The sequence below is a fragment of the Caballeronia cordobensis genome, from assembly GCF_001544575.2.
Classification (GTDB): Bacteria; Pseudomonadota; Gammaproteobacteria; order Burkholderiales; family Burkholderiaceae; genus Caballeronia; species Caballeronia cordobensis.
In genome coordinates this window covers 67,963-86,249 of the sequence record NZ_FCNY02000023.1, presented here as the reverse complement: position 1 = coordinate 86,249, position 18,287 = coordinate 67,963, and the positions used below count along the sequence as shown (strand labels likewise).

The 18,287-nt window shown below is 63.8% G+C and carries 17 protein-coding genes; 9 read left to right on the top strand and 8 right to left on the bottom strand.

Translation table 11 applies throughout. The features are described 5' to 3' along the window. Window position 1: 1 nt before the first annotated feature. Window positions 2-1,549 (bottom strand): xanthine dehydrogenase small subunit, encoded by a 1,548-nt coding sequence (xdhA, locus tag AWB70_RS31660; RefSeq protein ID WP_053568692.1) that lies wholly within the window; start codon window positions 1,547-1,549, stop codon window positions 2-4. A 329-nt stretch (window positions 1,550-1,878) separates the two neighbouring features. On the opposite strand from xdhA, the gene AWB70_RS31655 reads away from it, so the two are divergent. Next, window positions 1,879-3,093 carry an MFS transporter gene (locus AWB70_RS31655; protein WP_045450980.1) on the top strand — a complete coding sequence of 405 codons (1,215 nt, stop codon included), beginning with the start codon at window positions 1,879-1,881 and terminating at the stop codon, window positions 3,091-3,093. A 102-nt stretch (window positions 3,094-3,195) separates the two neighbouring features. Here the strand turns inward: AWB70_RS31655 and AWB70_RS38550 are convergent, their stop codons facing one another. Together AWB70_RS38550 and AWB70_RS31645 are read right to left on the bottom strand one after the other, a co-directional pair. Then, window positions 3,196-4,671, bottom strand: coding sequence for a M12 family metallopeptidase (locus AWB70_RS38550; RefSeq protein WP_159680353.1), 1,476 nt, complete (start codon window positions 4,669-4,671; stop codon window positions 3,196-3,198). A 111-nt stretch (window positions 4,672-4,782) separates the two neighbouring features. Then, the gene (locus tag AWB70_RS31645; RefSeq protein ID WP_060854242.1) at window positions 4,783-5,037 is read right to left on the bottom strand and encodes a hypothetical protein; all 255 of its coding nucleotides are present in this window, start codon (window positions 5,035-5,037) and stop codon (window positions 4,783-4,785) included. Between the two features lie 46 nt (window positions 5,038-5,083). Here AWB70_RS31645 and AWB70_RS31640 point away from each other — a divergent pair, with 46 nt between their 5' ends. From AWB70_RS31640 to AWB70_RS31630, 3 genes are all read left to right on the top strand, one after another. Continuing rightward, on the top strand, window positions 5,084-5,830 hold the full coding sequence (locus AWB70_RS31640) for a GntR family transcriptional regulator (RefSeq protein WP_053568693.1): 747 nt from the start codon (window positions 5,084-5,086) through the stop codon (window positions 5,828-5,830). A gap of 8 nt (window positions 5,831-5,838) precedes the next feature. Then, the gene (gene mdtD, locus AWB70_RS31635; RefSeq protein WP_014192169.1) at window positions 5,839-7,272 is read left to right on the top strand and encodes a multidrug transporter subunit MdtD; all 1,434 of its coding nucleotides are present in this window, start codon (window positions 5,839-5,841) and stop codon (window positions 7,270-7,272) included. Between the two features lie 232 nt (window positions 7,273-7,504). Next, window positions 7,505-8,776, top strand: a complete 1,272-nt coding sequence (locus AWB70_RS31630; protein WP_014192170.1) for an EAL domain-containing protein — start codon at window positions 7,505-7,507, stop codon at window positions 8,774-8,776. Window positions 8,777-8,779: 3 nt separating this feature from the next. On the opposite strand, the gene AWB70_RS39140 is transcribed toward AWB70_RS31630, so the two are convergent. The 3 genes from AWB70_RS39140 to xseA form a co-directional block, all read right to left on the bottom strand. Beyond that, window positions 8,780-8,932, bottom strand: a complete 153-nt coding sequence (locus tag AWB70_RS39140; protein WP_014192171.1) for a hypothetical protein — start codon at window positions 8,930-8,932, stop codon at window positions 8,780-8,782. Window positions 8,933-9,270: 338 nt separating this feature from the next. Next, the gene (gene sodB, locus AWB70_RS31625; RefSeq protein ID WP_014192172.1) at window positions 9,271-9,852 is read right to left on the bottom strand and encodes a superoxide dismutase [Fe]; all 582 of its coding nucleotides are present in this window, start codon (window positions 9,850-9,852) and stop codon (window positions 9,271-9,273) included. 198 nt (window positions 9,853-10,050) lie between these two features. Next, the gene (gene xseA, locus AWB70_RS31620) at window positions 10,051-11,427 is read right to left on the bottom strand and encodes an exodeoxyribonuclease VII large subunit (protein ID WP_053568694.1); all 1,377 of its coding nucleotides are present in this window, start codon (window positions 11,425-11,427) and stop codon (window positions 10,051-10,053) included. Between the two features lie 484 nt (window positions 11,428-11,911). Here xseA and lpxK point away from each other — a divergent pair, with 484 nt between their 5' ends. From lpxK to AWB70_RS31595, 5 genes are all read left to right on the top strand, one after another. Then, the gene (gene lpxK / locus AWB70_RS31615) at window positions 11,912-12,928 is read left to right on the top strand and encodes a tetraacyldisaccharide 4'-kinase (protein ID WP_053568695.1); all 1,017 of its coding nucleotides are present in this window, start codon (window positions 11,912-11,914) and stop codon (window positions 12,926-12,928) included. Further along, window positions 12,909-13,115: a Trm112 family protein gene (locus AWB70_RS31610; RefSeq protein ID WP_014192175.1), complete on the top strand. Its 207-nt coding sequence runs from the start codon at window positions 12,909-12,911 to the stop codon at window positions 13,113-13,115. Before lpxK ends, AWB70_RS31610 begins: the two co-directional genes overlap by 20 nt. A gap of 14 nt (window positions 13,116-13,129) precedes the next feature. Next, the gene (gene kdsB, locus AWB70_RS31605; protein WP_053568696.1) at window positions 13,130-13,921 is read left to right on the top strand and encodes a 3-deoxy-manno-octulosonate cytidylyltransferase; all 792 of its coding nucleotides are present in this window, start codon (window positions 13,130-13,132) and stop codon (window positions 13,919-13,921) included. A gap of 290 nt (window positions 13,922-14,211) precedes the next feature. Then, the gene (gene adk / locus AWB70_RS31600; RefSeq protein WP_014192177.1) at window positions 14,212-14,874 is read left to right on the top strand and encodes an adenylate kinase; all 663 of its coding nucleotides are present in this window, start codon (window positions 14,212-14,214) and stop codon (window positions 14,872-14,874) included. A gap of 211 nt (window positions 14,875-15,085) precedes the next feature. Then, the gene (locus tag AWB70_RS31595) at window positions 15,086-15,844 is read left to right on the top strand and encodes a 3-hydroxyacyl-CoA dehydrogenase (RefSeq protein ID WP_053568697.1); all 759 of its coding nucleotides are present in this window, start codon (window positions 15,086-15,088) and stop codon (window positions 15,842-15,844) included. A gap of 16 nt (window positions 15,845-15,860) precedes the next feature. On the opposite strand, the gene AWB70_RS31590 is transcribed toward AWB70_RS31595, so the two are convergent. Both AWB70_RS31590 and murJ read right to left on the bottom strand, forming a co-directional pair. Continuing rightward, entirely contained in the window at window positions 15,861-16,703 is an 843-nt protein-coding gene (locus AWB70_RS31590; protein ID WP_045450987.1) for a SirB1 family protein, read from the bottom strand. Next, window positions 16,703-18,253 (bottom strand): murein biosynthesis integral membrane protein MurJ, encoded by a 1,551-nt coding sequence (murJ, locus tag AWB70_RS31585; protein ID WP_053568698.1) that lies wholly within the window; start codon window positions 18,251-18,253, stop codon window positions 16,703-16,705. The genes AWB70_RS31590 and murJ overlap by 1 nt, the downstream gene beginning before the upstream one ends. Window positions 18,254-18,287 lie beyond the last annotated feature (34 nt).

The following is an 18,287-nucleotide window of genomic DNA, read 5'->3' as shown; positions in this document are numbered from 1 at the left end:
CTTACTTCGCTTCGACCAGTTCGATTGCACGCACATCGAGTTGCGACTTCGAAAGCGGATTGTGCGAACGCGTTTCCAGCCAGAAGCGATACAGCAGGCTTTTCGCGGTATCGAGCCGGTAGTCGCTGCTCGCGCGCATGTCGGTGAGCGGCTGATAATCCTTGCTCAACGCGAGCATCGCGGCTTGCGCGGTGGCTTCGTTCCAGTGCGCGTCGGTCAAGATGGCTTCCGCATGCGCCGCGCGCTTCGGCGTCGCGGCCATGCCGCCGTAGCAAAGACGCGGCTCGCGGATCGTGTCGCCCTCCGCGATGTACGCGAACGCGGCGTACACGGCGGAAATGTCGGAGTCGAAGCGCTTGCTCAGCTTGTACGCGCGGAACTGCAGCTTCGCGCGTTTGCCGGTGCGCGTCGGCACTTTCAGCATCGCGACGAACTCGTTCTCCGTCATGTCCTTCTTCTGGTACGCGATGTACAAATCTTCGAGCGGCATCTCGCGCGTGCCGTTCACGCTTTGCAACACCACGCGCGCATTCAGCGCGATGAGGCCGGGCATCGAATCGCCAATCGGCGAGCCGTTCGCGACGTTGCCGCCGAGCGTGCCCGCATTGCGGATCGGCAGCGACGCGAAGCGCAGACGCGTTTCTTCGAGCTCGGGATACGTCTTCACGAGCTCGGCATACGCGCGCTCGAGCGTCACGCCCGCGCCGATCTCGATCCAGTCGTCCGTCGTCCCGACATGCCTGAGCGCCTCGATTTGCCCGACATAGGCGATGTCGCCGAGATCGCGCAACTGCTTCGTCACCCATAAGCCGATGTCCGTGCTGCCCGCGAGAATGCGCACGTTCGGGTTCTTGTCCTTCAGCGCGGCGAGCGCCTCGACCGTGCGCGGTGCGTCGAACTGCCGGCCGGCGTGCTCGTAGTGGAACGTATCGTCGCGCTTCAGGCTGTCGAGCGTGCGGGCGAGCGCCGGCACGTTGACGGGCGCGAGCGGCGCGTGATCGAACATCTGCTCGGCGGCGTCGATGATCGGCCGATAACCCGTGCAGCGGCACAGATTGCCCGTGAGCGCGTCGCTGATTTCCTGGCGCGAGGGCGTGGTCTTTGCGCAGGCGTGCTCGCAGCCGGTCGTCGCATGACCGTGCTTTTCGTAGAGCGCGAACATCGACATGGCGAAACCGGGCGTGCAGAACCCGCACTGCGAACCGTGGCAATCGACGAGCGCCTGCTGCACCGGATGCAGCGTGCCGTCCGGCTGGCGCAGGTCTTCAACGGTGAAGAGCGCGCGGCCGTCGAGCGTCGGCAGGAATTGCACGCACGCGTTGACAGCCTTGAACGCGACGCCGCCCTGCCCGTCCGGCTCGCCGACGACGACCGTGCACGCGCCGCAGTCGCCTTCGGCGCAGCCTTCCTTGGTGCCGGTGCAGCGCGCGTCTTCGCGCAGGTATTGCAGCACGGTGCGTGTCGTCGATGCGCCGCTCACTTCCTGGATCGCGTTGCGGTGATAGAAGCGGATCGGCTGATTGGTCGACTCGTTGATCGGCTCGCTCATGGGATGTCTCGGGGCTGTTCGATGCTTTTTTGCTGGTTGCGCGGGATACGCAGCCGGTGGCATTCGCGACTATTCGGAAATGTTCCTGTCGCTTCGATGGTTCGAAAGCTATCACCACCAAAATCCACATCCCATAGGCGGCATTGCATGAACGACATATTCTTCGTCCGATATGTGCGCCGGGCCTTACCGGGTAAGGCTTTCCGCGATGTACTCCGGCCGTCCGGACCGGCAATTTGTCCCACCTGGTTACAAAACGGGCGCGGCGTTGCGTCGCAACATATGTGACAATCATGCCTTCGCGCCGAATTCAACCCCGCAATTTCCCTATGTCCACCGAGTCTCGCACCCAGACGCAGAGCGATTTCGCCGTCACGCTGCGCATTCTGCCCGTCGTCCTGTACACATTTCTCTGTTACCTGACGATCGGCATTCCGCTGGCAGTGCTGCCGGGTTTCGTGCACACGGACTTGGGCTACGGCTCGGTGATGGCGGGTGCGGCGATCAGCGTCCAGTACTTCGCGACCCTCATGTCGCGGCCGCTCGCCGGCCGCACCGCCGACACGCTCGGCCCCAAGAAGACCGTGCTGTACGGTCTCGCGGCGTGCGCGGCGAGCGGCGTGCTCTTGCTCGGTTCGGCGCTCGCCGCGCAATGGCATGCGGTGAGTCTCGCGCTGCTGGTCATCGCGCGGCTCGTGCTCGGTTTCGGCGAGAGCTGGGTCGGCACGGGATCGATTACGTGGGGCATCGGGCGCGTCGGCGTCACGAACAACGCGAAGGTGATTTCGTGGAACGGCATCGCGACCTACGGCGCGCTTGCCATCGGCGCGCCGCTCGGTGTGGCGATCGATCATGCGCTCGGTTTCGCATCGCTCGGGCTGATCGTGATCGCGCTCGGCGGTTTCGGTTACTGGCTCGCGACGCGCATGGCGAGCGTGCCTGTCGTTCATGGCGAGCGGATGTCGTATCGCAGCGTGTTCTTCCGCGTGCTGCCGCATGGTTTGGGGCTCGCGCTCGGATCGGCGGGCTTCGGCTCGATCGCGACGTTCATCACGCTTTACTACGCGGCGCATAACTGGCCGAATGCGGCTTTGTCGCTGACGGTGTTCGGCACGATGTTCATCGGCGCGCGGTTGTTGTTCGCGAACACGATCAAGGCGTATGGCGGTTTTCGCGTGGCGATCGTGTCGTTTGCGTTCGAATGCGCGGGTTTGTTGATGCTGTGGCTTGCCGCGGAGCCGACTTTTGCGCTCGCGGGCGCGGCGTTGACCGGGTTTGGGTTTGCGCTCGTGTTTCCTGCGCTTGGCGTGGAAGCGGTCGGGCTCGTGCCGCCCGCCAGCCGGGGGGCGGCTTTGTCGGCTTATTCCGTGTTTCTCGATCTGTCGCTCGGGCTGACCGGGCCGCTCGCCGGGTATGTTGCCGGGGAGTTGGGGTATGGGTCGGTGTTCCTGTTTGCCGCGCTGGCGGCGGCTGCGGCGGTGGGATTGTCGGTTGCGCTTTATATGCGCGCGGGGCGTGGGGTGGGTGGGGCGGCTACGGCTTGAAGCAAGCCGCCTATGCCAACGGTTTGACAGCGAACGAGGGCGGCGCGGATAGCCCGTCAGGGCAGCGCGATAGCACGCGCGCCCTGACCTGATGCAGGCGAACTAGGAGCGGAAGCATCCTTTGGTCGTCAAGAAGCATCCCGTGCCATCGTTCCCGGCCGGAAAGCCCCACGACGTCAAGGTTTCTTCCGGCGTCCAGACGTGATCCTGCAAGGTCCAGACTGGCACGAAGGCCATCTTCGTCCCTTGGTCGAGCGCGGAAACAACCCATCCCATGAGCGTCACGCCGCCTGAACCGTCATACCACCATACCGGGCCGCCCGAGTCTTCCGCGCTTACGAGAGCGGCTCCTCCGTTGGTTACATAACAGCGATTGGCGGTACGCGGGCAATCCATTGCCAAGGTGCCGCAACGATAAGTGCCCGCGCGTTGCGTATCGACGGAAGTTCCGGAGTAGCAAATCGAGGTGTCCTTCTTCAGAGGCGCATGAGCCACGCCCGTGATCGGCGCATCCTGCCATGCATCGGAGACACGGATCTTTGGTGCGAGCGGCAGCGTGCCAGTCCCGATGAGGCCAATGTCATCGGTGTCCGCTTCGGTGTTGGTTGGGTTGGTCGTATGCGTCACTCGCCCCCAGCCACCCCATCCCGTACCCGATTCAGAGCGCCAATCGGACAATGGACTGTCCACATGGCCCGCACCGGGAATGTAGTAGATGCCTCGATCTACCCATACGCCGCCCCCTGATGTGCCTCCCGGCACGGTCCCCGCGCCTGCCGGATGCGTTGCATTGGTCCAGGTCCATTGTTCCCGCGGCGCTCCGTAGAACTTCTGAACCATCTCGATATCGGTTGGGCTGAGTTTGCCGTCACCGTTCCATTGCGGATTGCAGTAGTTCATGACTGAAGCGAGATCCCAGGTGCCAATCATAATGGCGTCGCCTCTAGGATACCGGGGCTCATTACACCATGCAGGATTATCCGGACGGTCCTGCTCATGAAGAAATCCTAGCGCGTGTCCAAATTCGTGAACCGCTGTCGCACGAACGCAGAATTCCAGGCGACCCTGACAATAGCTTGCACCCCACTTGGCATATGTGAGGTTAAGCATCATGCTCGGGTTAACGGAGATCGAATACGTCCCGTAGTACGAATTAGGGGCTTTTTCGGCATCGTCCTCAACTCCGATGCGAATGCCATTGAAGCTGGAACCATCGGTTATTTTCGAACATTGCCCCCACCCGGCAAACGCCACTTGTGAGTTGGCAACCCATGTCTCTTCAACAGCGGCACGCGTCCAACCACGCGCTTGCGTGGTCTGCGCGAACTCTGCGTCGCTTAGATTCCAGCAGACGTTGATCAGCCTTTGCGGCCAAATCACAGTCGGTAATACGTAACCCTTCGCGGTTGCCGCCGGAACTGAAGCAGGCTGATCGACAGTATTTTTGATCGCTGCATCGGGCGTTGCGTTACTTCCGCCATCTCCGCATCCCGATACAAAAATCGCTGCCAAACACCATATAATGAATAATCTTATTTTCTTAATCAAAATACCCTCATATTTAATTTTCTCAAGCATACAAAATGGTAAGTCCAGTATAAATCTTACCGTTGTAGGAAATTGAAAGAACATCACGCTTTATTACATCAAATTGAGCACCACGGTATTTATATGGCTTCACACAGCAAATTAGCTGACGGGGAAATCGAATATTAATTGACCAGCGTCCGCGTAACGATTCACAAATTCAATCGACTGGCCCATTTCACTGCCGACGACCACGAGATGATTGCCCATCAAATCGCCATGCCGAATAACGCGCCCGGCTTGAATTAGATTTTTTTCGAACGCGGAAACTCGATGCTCCGCCAAGAACCGATGCCACGCCCGTTTTCCAGCACGGCGAGCCTCGCCAGGATAGGGAATCACGCGCCCCTTGATCATCGATGTTTGTCTTAAAATCCCCGCTTGGCCCACCAGCGTCCGCTTTATGAACCCGACCTCGGAAGACCGCTGGCGCGACTTGCGCCCGGACCCGGACAGCGACACTCCGCTCTATCTTCAACTCGCCCGCAAGCTTGCCACCGCGATCCACGACAATCGCTGGAACGCCGGGGAAGCGCTGCCGTCCGAGCGTGTGCTGTCGGAAGCGCTCGGCGTGTCGCGGATCACGTCGAGAAAGGCGATCGCGCTGCTCGTCGAGCAAGGGCTGATCCGCCGCGAGCAAGGCGCGGGCAGCTTCATCACGCCGCGCTATGAAGATCCGCTGTCGCGCCTGTCGAGCTTCTCCGAAATGCTCAGGCGACGCGGCTTCAAGCCCAGTTCGAAGTGGCTCTCGCGCACCATCGAGCCCGCCAATCGCGATGAAGTCATCCAGCTCGGCCTCTCGCCCGCCGCCACCGTCACGCGGCTCAAACGCCTGCGCCTCGCCGACGATATCGTGATGGCCGTCGAAAACTCGACCTTTCCGGCCTCGTGCATCCCCGATCCGCAAGCCATCGGCGATTCGCTGTACAGCTATCTCGACGGGCGCGGGCTTTCCATCGTGCGCGCGCTCCAGCATTTCCGCGCGGTGAACGCCAGTCCGGAGATCGCCGGGCAAATGGGCATCGCGCCGCACGACGCGCTTTTGCTCATCACGCGTGTCGGCTATACGGCGGATCAGCGCGCGATCGAACTCACCGATACGTACTGCCGCAACGACTACTACGACTTCGTCGCCGAACTACGCAAATAAGCGCCCACATGACCGAAACGACCGCCGCCGCACCGTCCGATCGCGCATTGAGCATCATGCTGTGGCTCGTCGCCACGGGCTTCTTCATGCAGACGCTCGACTCGACGATCGTCAACACCGCGCTCCCCGCCATGGCCCGCAGCCTGGGCGTCGCGCCGCTGCGCATGCAGGGCGTCGTGATCGCCTATTCGCTCACGATGGCCATGATGATTCCCGTCTCCGGCTGGCTCGCCGACAAGCTCGGCACGCGGCGCGTGTTCTTCAGCGCGATTCTGGTGTTCACGATCGGCTCGCTGTTGTGCGCGAACGCGCAGTCGCTGACGGCGCTCGTCGCGTACCGCGTCGTGCAGGGCGTGGGCGGCGCGATGCTGCTGCCGGTCGGACGCCTCGCCGTGCTGCGCGTGTTTCCGGCGGAGCGCTATCTTTCGGCGTTGGCGTTCGTCGCGATTCCGGGGCTGATCGGTCCGCTCATCGGTCCGACGCTGGGCGGCTGGCTCGTGCAGATCGCATCGTGGCACTGGATCTTTCTCATCAACGTGCCGGTGGGCGTGATCGGCTGCATCGCGACGAAACTGTACATGCCCGACAGCCGCAACCCGGCGACCGCGCGCTTCGATCTCGCGGGCTATCTGCTGCTCGCCGTCGGCATGGTTGCGCTGACGATCTCGCTCGACGGCCTCGCCGATCTCGGCCTCGCGCACGCGATCGTCATCGTGTTACTCGTGCTGTCGTTCGGCTGCTTCGTCGCGTACGGTCTGCACGCGACGCGCGCCGCCCAGCCGATCTTCTCGCTCGATCTCTTCAAGATCCACACGTTCAGCGTCGGACTGCTCGGCAATCTGTTCGCGCGCATCGGCAGCGGCGCGATGCCCTATCTCATTCCGCTGCTGCTGCAGGTGAGCCTCGGCTACACGGCGTTTCAGGCCGGCATGATGATGCTTCCCGTCGCGGCCGCGGGCATGGCGTCCAAGCGGCTCGTCACGCGGCTGATCGAAAAGCATGGTTATCGGCGCGTGCTAGTGGTGAACACCGTGCTCGTCGGACTGATGATGGCGAGTTTCTCGCTCGCGAGCGCGCATCAACCGCTGTGGCTGCGGCTCGTGCAACTGGCGATCTTCGGCGCCGTCAATTCGATGCAGTTCACCGCGATGAACACGCTCACGCTGAAGGATCTCGGCACCGGCGGCGCGAGCAGCGGCAACAGCCTGTTCTCGCTCGTGCAGATGCTGTCGATGAGTCTCGGCGTGACCGTCGCCGGCGCGATTCTCTCGACCTTCACCGGGATTCTGCCGCACGTGACGCCGCAGAACTCGCTGCCCGCGTTCCACGCGACGTTTCTGTGCGTGGGCGTCATCACGGCGGCGACGGCGTGGATCTTCGGCCAGCTCGCCCCGGAAGTGCGTGCGGCGCACCGAAAGCCCGATCCGTCGGAAGCAAACTGAACGGCGCGCGAGTGACGACGCACCGCGCCGGTGCTTCCCGCACGCTTGCGCGGCGCGCGTTCCCAAGCCTGCGGCACGACGCGCTCAATCCGCACACGAATACGCGCGCCGGATGCGCGGAAACCCCGCGCGCGCCGCTTGAATATTGAATTTGCACGCTTTTTGCTCTGACGCTCGGGTGCCGATCCGGTAAACTATCTCGATAAAGTCACTCGCTCCAAGCATCGACACCATGAGCATGGTTGATCTCGACCCGCCCCGCTTTCAGCCGCCCCGCCCCATCGCAGGCGACGATGGCTCGCGTCGCACCGTGCTGTACGGCGAGTACACGGTTTTCAGCGTGTTCCAGCCGGTTTTCTCGGTGTCGCATCGCCGCGCGATCGGCTATCACGCGTCGTTGCGCGCCCGCGACGACACGCATCGCCATGTTCCGTCGCACGAAGTGTTCACGCAGGCCGCGCGGCGCGGCGATTTGCTCGAACTCGGCCGGCTCGCTGAATCGCTGCATCTTGGCAATTTCAATGCGTTCGACAGTCACGACGAATGGCTCTTCCTGAGCCTGCATCCGGCCGCGCTGATGGACACGAGCTACGGCGATGCGCTGCTCGCGTCGCTGAAGGACATCGGTCTTCCGCCGCAGCGCGTCGTGCTCGAAGTGCCCGAGCAGGCCGGCGGCGAGACGACGCGCTTTGCCGCGATCGTCGATTCGCTGCGCAAGTCGGGCTTTCTGATCGCGCTGGACGGCTTCGGCGTGAAGCATTCGAATATCGATCGCGTGTGGCATCTGCGGCCCGATATCGTGACGCTTGACCGCTGCATCCTGCAGCAGGCGACGGAGCATTCGCATATCGAACGCGTGCTGCCTCGTCTCGTGTCGCTGCTGCATGAATCGGGGCAACTCGTTCTGATGGGCGGCCTGGCGACCGAGCGCGACGCGCTGATCGCGCTCGAATGCAACGTCGATTTCGTGCAGGGCGCGTATTTCGCGCAGCCGAGCGTGGAGGCGGTGCACAGCGAAGTCGCGACCGGCGTGATGGACGCGTTGTCGGCGGCGTCGCGCGAACGCGTCGCGGCGCGCGAGCGGGCGCAAGGCGCGCGGCTGGAGCCGTACGTGAGCGGTCTCGAGCGCGCGGCGGTCAAGCTGATGGAAGGCGAAACGCTCGTCGCCGCGACGAGCGAACTGCTGCAACTCGCCGAAACCGCGCGCTGCTTTCTGCTCGATCAGTCCGGGCGGCAGATCGGCGACAACGTCGTGCCGGTGGTGCGCACCTCGCAACGGGCCAAGCGCTTCAGTCCGCTATTGCATTCGGAAGGCGCAAGCTGGGAACGCCGGCCGTATTTCATCGAGGCGTTGCGCGCGCCGGGCCGCGTGCATCTGACGGCGCCGTATCTCTCGATCAACGAGGCGCACCTGTGCGTGACGGCGTCGATCGCCGCGCAAACGCCGTATGGCCTGCAAGTGCTGTGCGTCGACATCAACTGGGAAGCGGCGAAGCGCCGATAAGTCTCACGAACCCTGGTTGGAATCCGGCCGCAACAGATCGAAACCCGCGAGCGCGATGACGCCGGACAGCGCGATGAGCGCGGCGGAATGGCGGCCGAAAAAGAGCAATGCCGCGGCTGACCAGGCCGTGAGGCAGAGAAAGGCGAAGCGCTTCATGATGGACTTTCCGATGCAGAGCCTTGCGGCAAGGAGGTATTTTAGGCTCGTGGCTTGAATGGCGCAGCGGCGGGCGGGCGATTGGAGTGTCTGAATCTTCTGACAAGAAATGCGAACGGATCGAGATGCGGTAGATCCGCAATCTGATCTACGTTTAGCAATCCGAATGATCTGTATCGCAGCGAAAGATCATTGATATCAGATTCAAGGGTCTATCAACCCGCTTCACACACGCGACTTTCTCCGAACCTCTCCAAGAAAAAAGCCGCATCGGCCAAGGCCGATGCGGCTTTCGCTACTTCACACGAAGGTCGTCAAAACCCTCGCATCGAGCGCTATTACGCGCCGAAATTCTTCGCGGCGAAGTCCCAGTTGGCGATGTTCCAGTAAGCCTCGATGAACTTCGGACGCGCATTGCGATAGTCGATGTAATACGCATGCTCCCACACGTCGATGGTCAACAGCGCCTTCGCGTCGGTGGTGAGCGGCGTTGCGGCATTGCTCGTCGACACGATATCCACCGTGCCGTCGGTCTTCTTCACGAGCCACGTCCAGCCCGAACCGAACGTGCCGGTCGCGACCTTCGCGAATTCTTCCTTGAACTTGTCGAAGGAGCCGTACTTGGCGTTGATGGCGTCGGCCAGCGCGCCGGTCGGTGCACCGCCGCCCTTCGGCGACAGGCTGTTCCAGAAGAACGTGTGATTCCAGACCTGCGCGGAGTTGTTGAACACGCCGCCCGAGGACTTCTTCACGATCTCTTCGAGAGACAGGTTCTCGAATTCGGTGCCCGGGATCAGCTTGTTGAGGTTGGTCACATAGGTCTGGTGATGCTTACCATAGTGATACTCGAGCGTTTCTTCCGACATGTGCGGAGCGAGCGCGTTCTTGTCGAACGGCAGCGGCGGGAGCGTATGTTCCATGATGCGAGCTTCCTTTCTATGTGGTTTGTGGGGGACTGTGAGGAATGATGCAGTGGAGCATGGATTGTAGGCGAGTTGGGATAACCCGGCAAACCGTGTGCCTTTATGAGGAAGATCGCTTTCTATTCGCTTTGGGCGGCGTAAAAAGTGCTCCCGCGCGCAATTTCGCACGCGTCAAATGTACGCTGCATCGAACGCTCAGAATTCGTCTGACAGGCGTGGCTGCACGTCGGCGAGCAGCACATCGGCCGATCCTTCCGCAAGGTGGACCGTCAGCAGCCGCTTCGGCTTGAGCGCAGCCGGCGCACGCAATGCGCGGCCCGTCTGCGCGTCGATGAGGGCCGCGTAACCGCGTTCGAGCGTGCGCTGCGGGCTCAGCACCTGCAAGCGCGCCGCCAGTTCCGACACGCACGCCTTCTCGCGTTCCGCACGACGCTCGTGCGCACTTCCGATGCGCTGGGCAAGCCGCAACAGGTGCTCGCGCTCTGCTGCGACGTCCGGGCGCCGGCGCTGCCAGCGGAACTGCACCAGCGCGAAGCGCGCGCGCGCATCGCGCACGGGCCGCGCACCCGCCGCGACCAGGCGGCCCGCCAGTTGACGCAGATGCGTCCGCTGCCGCGCGAGCCGCTCGGCGGGGCTTACAAGCCTGCGCGCGAGCCAGTCGAGCTGCTGCGCGCGGCGCTCCATCATCCGGCCGAAACCGCGCGCGAGCGCCGCATGCCGATGATCCAGCTCGCGCAGGAGCAGCACGCGCTGCGGGCTCACGAGCTCGGCGGCGGCGGTCGGCGTCGGCGCGCGCACGTCGGCGGCGAAATCGGCAATGGTGAAATCCGTCTCGTGTCCGACGCCGCTCACCACCGGCAAGCCGCTCGCCGCGATGGCGCGCGCAAGCACTTCCTCGTTGAACGCCCACAAATCTTCGATGGAGCCGCCGCCCCGGCACACGATGAGCACGTCGAGCGCATCGACCTCGCGGCGCGCGTTCGCCGCTTCGACCATCGCCGCGAGCTTCTCGCCGACGCCCGCGCCCTGCACCGGCGCCGGATACACGACGACGGGCACGTGCGGCGCGCGGCGCGCGAGCGTCGTGAGCACATCGCGCAGCGCCGCCGCCTGCAACGACGTCACGATGCCGATGCCGCGCGGATGTGCCGGCAATGCACGCTTGCGCTCGGGCGCGAACAGCCCTTCGCTCTCGAGTTGCGCCTTCAGGCGCAGGAACGCTTCGAAGAGCCTGCCCTGCCCCGTGCGGCGCACCGCTTCCACGTTCAGCTGCAACTCGCCGCGCGGCTCGTACATCGTGACGAGCGCGCGCACCTCGATCTTGTCGCCTTCGCGCGGCATGAATTCCGCATACTGTGCGCGGCCGCGGAACATCACGCAGCGCATTTGCGCGCCCGCATCCTTGATCGAAAAGTACCAGTGGCCGCTCGCCGCCCGCGTGAAGTTCGACACCTCGCCCGACACCCAGACGAGCGGAAACGAGCGTTCGAGCATCGAGCTGATCGCCCGATTGAGCGCGGAAACGGGGATGACGGCATCGCCGTTTTGGGATGGCAGAGAGTCGGGAGTCATGGCGGGAACGGAAAAAACCTGGCGCTGCGGCCGCCTGTCCGATGGACAAACGTCGCTCGACGCGGTACGCAAGTGTAGCAAGTGTCCACACAGAAAGACTTACCGCCGCACGTGCAGCAGCGTCGCGGGAGGCCCGATACTCCGTTTCAACTCATTGATTTTTAATAATAAAATATCCTTCAACAGTGTAAGCGCCGGAGCAACTCTTTCCTGACGGGACTTCGCAGCCGCGCGAGCGTGAGTTCTTCACAGAGTTATCCACAGGCGTTCGGATTGCGCCGTCCATGTTCGCCGCACGCGCCGCCGACTGGCGCACACGGCGCTCGCGCGCTAGAGTGCCGGGTTCGAGCAGCGGCCCGCGCGTTCCGTCAGCCGCGTATCGCCGCGAATCCGTTCAACGCCAACCGACATCACGAGGAGCTGCCGTTGCACGTCACGCCACGTCCGACTTCCTTCCCGACAGCGTCCCGCGCAAGGGCGGTCCATGTCTGATCTCAAGTCGCCGATCGAGAATTTCCTCGCCCGCGAATGGCGCAAGCGCGGCCCCGTCGCGTGGGCGCTGACGCCGTTCGCCTGCATTTTCGGCGCCGTCGCCGCGACGCGCCGCGCCTTCTTCGACCTCGGCTGGATCAAGCGCGTCGATGTCGGCGTGCCGGTGGTCGTCGTGGGCAATGTGACCGTCGGCGGGACCGGCAAGACGCCGACCGTCATCGCGCTCGTCGAAGCGCTGCGCGCCGCCGGGTTCCAGCCGGGCGTCGTCTCGCGCGGCTACGGCGCGAAGGTCGCCAAGCCGTCGAGCGTCACGCCGACGAGCAGCGCCGCGCAGGTGGGCGACGAGCCCCTTTTGATCGCGCGCCGCACGCACGCGCCGGTGTTCGTCTGCCCGGATCGCGTAGCGGCGGCGAAGGCGTTGCTCCAGGCGCATCCGAATGTCGATGTCCTAGTCTCCGACGACGGCCTGCAGCACTATCGCCTTGCGCGCGCGTTCGAACTCGTCGTGTTCGACGACCGCCTCGGCGGCAACGGCTTTCTGCTGCCCGCGGGTCCGCTGCGCGAGCCGATGTCGCGCCGCCGCGACGCCACGCTCGTCAACAGTCCGTACGAGCGCACGCTGCCGCCGTGGCCGAACACCTTCGCCCTCGAACTCGAAACCGGCGACGCGTGGCTGCTCGACGATCCTTCGGCGCGCCGTCCGCTTGGCGAATTCGCGGGCGAGAAAGTGGTCGCCGCGGCGGGCATCGGCTCGCCGGAGCGTTTCTTCGCGACGCTGCGCGCGGCGGGCATCGCGCCCGCGACCCGCGCGTTCCCCGATCACTACGCGTATCGCGAGAATCCGTTCGCCGGCGTCGAAGCCGATGCGATCCTGATCACCGAAAAGGATGCAGTAAAATTGGGTGCCTGGCGCGACGCACGCATCTGGGTCGTTCCGGTGCAAGCCGTGCTGCGGCCGCGCCTCATCGCTCTTGTTGTGGAGAAACTCCGTGGACGCACGTCTGCTTGAAATCCTCGTTTGCCCGATCTGCAAAGGCCCGCTTACTTACGATCGCGCGGCGCAGGAACTCGTCTGCAGCGCCGACAAACTGGCTTATCCGATTCGCGACGGCATCCCCGTGATGCTCGTCGACGAAGCACGCCAGACCGTCGAAGGCACGCCCGTCGAGCCACTCAAACCGGCCGGCGACGCCTGAGCCGCAGACACACCATGTCTGTTCCGTTCATCGCGGTCATTCCCGCGCGCCTCGCTTCCACGCGCTTGCCGAACAAGCCGCTCGCCGATATCGGCGGCAAGCCGATGGTCGTGCGCGTTGCCGAGCGCGCGCGTGAATCCGGCGCATCGCACGTGCTGGTTGCGACCGACTCCGACCGCGTGGTCGAGGCCGCACGCGATCACGGCATCGAAGTGATGCTGACGCGCTCCGATCATCCCACCGGCACGGACCGCCTCGCCGAAGTCGCGACCCGCCTCAACTGGGACGACGACGCCATCGTCGTCAACGTGCAGGGCGACGAGCCGCTCATCGATCCGCAACTGGTGCGCGACGTCGCCTCGCACCTTGCGGCGCATCGCGAATGCGCGATCGCCACGGCCGCGCATCCGATCCACGATCCGGCGGACGTGTTCAATCCGAACGTCGTGAAGGTCGTGCTCGATGCGAAGAGCGTCGCGCTTTACTTTTCGCGCGCGCCGATTCCCTGGACGCGCGATCTCTGGCAGCCGCACTGGCCGGACGTCGCCGCGCTCGGGCAACTGCCCGTCGTGCCGGAAAACGTCTTGCGGCATATCGGCCTCTACGCCTATCGCGCGAAGTTCCTGCGCGGCTTCCCGAATCTCGCGCAAGCGCCTATCGAGGCCGCCGAAGCGCTGGAGCAACTGCGCGCGCTGTGGCACGGCGAGCGCATCGTGGTGCGCGTGACCCAGGATGCGCCGCCGCCGGGCGTCGATACGCCCGCCGATCTCGCGCGCGTCCAGGCGCTCTTCCCTCAAGCCGACTGAAAGCCGCGGCACAACCCGTGTAAACCCCGCCAGACGCCCCATCCGACGGGGTTTCGGGCGGTTTCTATGCGCGTTATTACGGTCGCGATCGTAAAGAGCCGTGGCATAATCAAGCGATTGCGCGAGCCTTCCGGTCAGCGCCACGCTCAACGTTGCGCCGCTGTCCGCAGGTGCCCGCCGTCTCCTTTCGGCTGCGCGCCCAGTCGTCGACGCCGCACGAGCCTGGCTGACCGGATGTCAAATCAGCCTCGCGGCTTGAAGCGGTTTATAGACGATTCGGAGAGATCACCATGCGTTTGATCCTGTTGGGCGCACCCGGTGCGGGCAAGGGCACCCAGGCAAACTTCATCAAGGAGAAATTCGGCATTCCGCAGATTTCGACCGGCGACATGCTGCGCGCGGCCGTCAAGGCAGGCTCGCCGCTCGGCGTCGAGGCGAAGCGCTACATGGACGCGGGCGAGCTCGTGCCGGATTCGCTCATCATCAATCTCGTGAAGGAACGCCTGCTTCTCGACGATTGCAAGAACGGCTATCTCTTCGACGGCTTTCCGCGCACGCTGCCGCAAGCCGAGGCGATGAAAGACGCGGGCGTCGCGATCGACTACGTGCTCGAAATCGACGTGCCTTTCGACGAAATCATCACGCGCATGAGCGGGCGTCGCGTGCATGCGGCTTCGGGCCGCACGTACCACGTCAAGTTCAATCCGCCGAAAGTCGAGATGACCGACGACGCCACCGGCGAGCCGCTGATCCAGCGCGACGACGACAAGGAAGAGACCGTGAAGAAGCGTCTCGACGTGTATGTCGCGCAGACCAAGCCGCTGATCGCCTACTACAACGACTGGGCGCAGAACGGCGCATCGAACGGTCTCAAGGCGCCGGAGTATCGCAAGATCTCGGGTCTCGGCACCGTCGATGAAATCCGCGCGCGCGTGTTCGACGCGCTGAAGTAAAGCTGCTCGCGTTCGTTCGCGTTCGATGAAAACCCGCTCTTCGTGAGCGGTTTTTTTTGTGCCCGTGCATCCGTGTAAGCGCGCATGATCGTCGTGCGATTTTGCAGCAGGCGGCTTCGCTACAATCGACGCGTTTCCCACAAGGACGACTATCGGCGCGGGCGGCGCTCATCCCTGCCCTCGCGCGCGAATCACATCAAGGAGAAGAAACATGGAGATGCAGGACAACGTCTTTCTGATCACCGGCGGCGCATCCGGTCTGGGCGCGGCGACGGCGCGGCTCGTCGCGGCGAACGGCGGCAAGGTCGTGCTCGCCGACATGAACGACGCAGCGGGCGAAGCGCTCGCACAGGAACTGTCGGGCGCGTTCGTCAAATGCGACGTCAGCCAGGAAAGCGACGGCCAGCGCGCCATCGACGCCGCGCTGAAGCTCGGCACGCTGCGCGGCCTCGTGAACTGCGCGGGCATCGCGCCGGCGGCAAAGACAGTCGGGCGCGACGGTCCGCACGCGCTCGATCTCTTCTCGAAAGTGATCGCCGTGAATCTCATCGGCACGTTCAACATGATCCGGCTCGCGGCGAACGCGATGTCGAAGAACGAGGCGAACGATGCGGGCGAGCGCGGCGTGATCGTGAACACGGCGTCGGTCGCCGCCTATGACGGCCAGATGGGACAGGCGGCTTATGCGGCGTCGAAGAGCGGCGTCGCGGGCATGACGCTGCCGATTGCGCGCGATCTGAGCAAGAGCGGCATCCGCGTGATGACCATCGCTCCGGGTCTCTTCGAAACGCCGATGCTGCTCGGCATGCCCAAAGATGTACAGGACGCGCTCGGCGCGATGGTGCCGTTCCCGCCGCGTCTGGGCAAGCCCGACGAATATGCGATGCTCGTGAAGCAGATCTTCGACAACCCGATGCTCAACGGCGAAGTGATCCGCCTCGACGGCGCGATCCGCATGCAGCCGAAGTGAGTGCGCGCGGCGGCGCTCAGTCGCCGTGCTGCGTGCGTTGCCGCAACTCGTGCAGTTCGGTTTCGACGACCGTCGCGTCTTCGGCGTCGGGCCGAATCTCGATGTAGCGCTGCAAATCCTCCAGCGCCGGGCGCAAATAATCGAGCCGCGCATACGCGAAGCCGCGATCGCGCACTTCCTCGATGCTGTGCGGCAACGCGATCACGAGCCGCTGCTGGACCGCGAGCAGGCGCTGCCAGCGTTCCGTCTGCAAGTAGATGCCCTTCAGGTTGCGCAGCATGCGCGCGATGATTTCGCGACGCGTCGCGGGCTGCAGCAGCACGCGCAGCGCACTGCCGATCGATTCGCCCGCACGCTGCACATACGGCTCCAGCATCTCGACCATCTGCGCTTCGGAAAGCGTCTGACCGGTCGTGGGATCGAGCATCAGATCCTGCCCGGGCGTCGCGACGCGCAGCAGGAAATGCCCAGGAAACGACACGCCGCGCGCGGGCACGCCGAGCTGCTCGGCCATTTCCAGATAGACCACGGCAAGCGATATCGGAATGCCGCGACGGCGCCGCAGCACCACATTCAGATGGCTGTTGTCGGGATCGTAGTAATCGTTGAGATTGCTGGAGAAACCCAGCTCTCGGAAGAAGTAACGATTGAGCGCATCGACTTTCTGCTTCACGTCCGCGTCGTCGGGCATCCGGCGGCGCGCACGCACCACGAGTTCGTCGATCTCGGCGAGCACCGTCTGCATGTCGAGGTCGGGATACGCGTCCTGCGCGAGCGACAAGGCCGCTTCCGTGAGCGGAAGCGTGTCGTCGTCCGCCATCAGCGAAGAGAAGTAGTCGAGGATACGCGTCGTCGTCATCAAAGCGTGCGTCTCTTGAAATAGGCGTACTTGAAGCCCATTGCGGACAGAATACCGAAATATAGCGCGGCAAACACGACAAGACTCGCCCCGAGCAGCGCGATGCGCATGAACGGCGTCGCGCGCATGCCGATCCAGTCGAAGTTGATCGCCACCCAATGCATCGTGCCCGCAAGAATCAGGCACGCGCCGACCAGCTGCGCGAAAAAGCGCAGCCAGCCCGGCGACGGGCGATAGATCTTGCGATGGCGCAGACCCAGGAACAACAGACCGGCATTGGCGAGCGCGCCGAGGCCGATGGAAAGCGTCAGGCCCGCGTGGGAAAAGATCGGCACGAAGACGTAGTTGCTGACCTGCGTCATCACGAGGACGAAGACGGCGATCTTCACCGGCGTCTTGATGTCCTGCTTCGCATAGAAGCCGGGCGCGAGAATCTTGATGAGGATGAGGCCGATCAGCCCGATGCCATACGCCGACAACGCGCGGCCGACCATCACGACGGAATGGTTGTCGAACTTGCCGTAGTGAAAGAGCGTGGCGGTAAGCGGCTCGGCGAAGAAGAACAGCGCGACAGCGCTCGGCGCGGCCAGCAGGAAGGTGATGCGCAGGCCCCAGTCCAGCAGCGCGGAATATTCGACGTTGTCGGCATCGACGTGCGCCTTCGAGAGGCTCGGCAGGAGAATCGTGCCGAGCGCGGCGCCTAGGAGCGCGGTGGGGAACTCCATCAGCCGGTCGGCATAGTTGATCCACGACACCGCGCCCGCCCCGATATTCGACGCGATGTTCGTGTTGATGATGAGGCTCAGCTGCCCGACCGACACCGCGAAGGTCGCGGGCACCATTTTCAGCAGCACGCGCTTCACGCCCGGATGCGCGAGCGCGCGCGGAAAGCTCAGGCCGATGCGCGGCACCATGTCGATCTTCTTCAGCCCCGGAATCTGCACGAGCAATTGCAGAATGCCGCCCACGATCACCGCGTAGGCGAGCGCGTACACCGGCATCTTCAGATGAGGCGCCACGAATACCGCCGCGAAGATGAACGACACGTTGAGCAGCACCGGCGCGAACGCGGGCAGCGAGAACTGCTTGTAGGTGTTGAGCACGCCGGACGCGAGCGTCGTCATCGAGATGAAGACGATGTACGGGAACATGATGCGCGTCATGTCGACCGCGAGTGCGTACGCGGTGCCTTCGTGTTCGAGACCCGATGCGACCGCGAACACGACCCAGGCCGCGCCCGCCATGCCGACGATCGACAGCGCAATGAGGGCCCACGTCAGCACGGTCGACATCGCGTCGACGAGCGCCTTGGTCGGATCGTGGCCCTTGCTGTTCTTGAACTCGGCGAGGATCGGCACGAACGCCTGCGCGAACGCGCCTTCCGCGGACAGCCGCCGCAGCAGGTTCGGAATGCGGAACGCGACATAAAACGCGTCGGTATAGAGACTGGCGCCGAAAGCTCGGGCGATCAGCGTTTCGCGGATCAGGCCGGTCACGCGCGACAGCAGCGTGAAGCCGCTGACCGTCAGGAGGGCTCGAAATAGATTCATGGGGCGCTTATTATACGGAACGCCCGCGACGCGC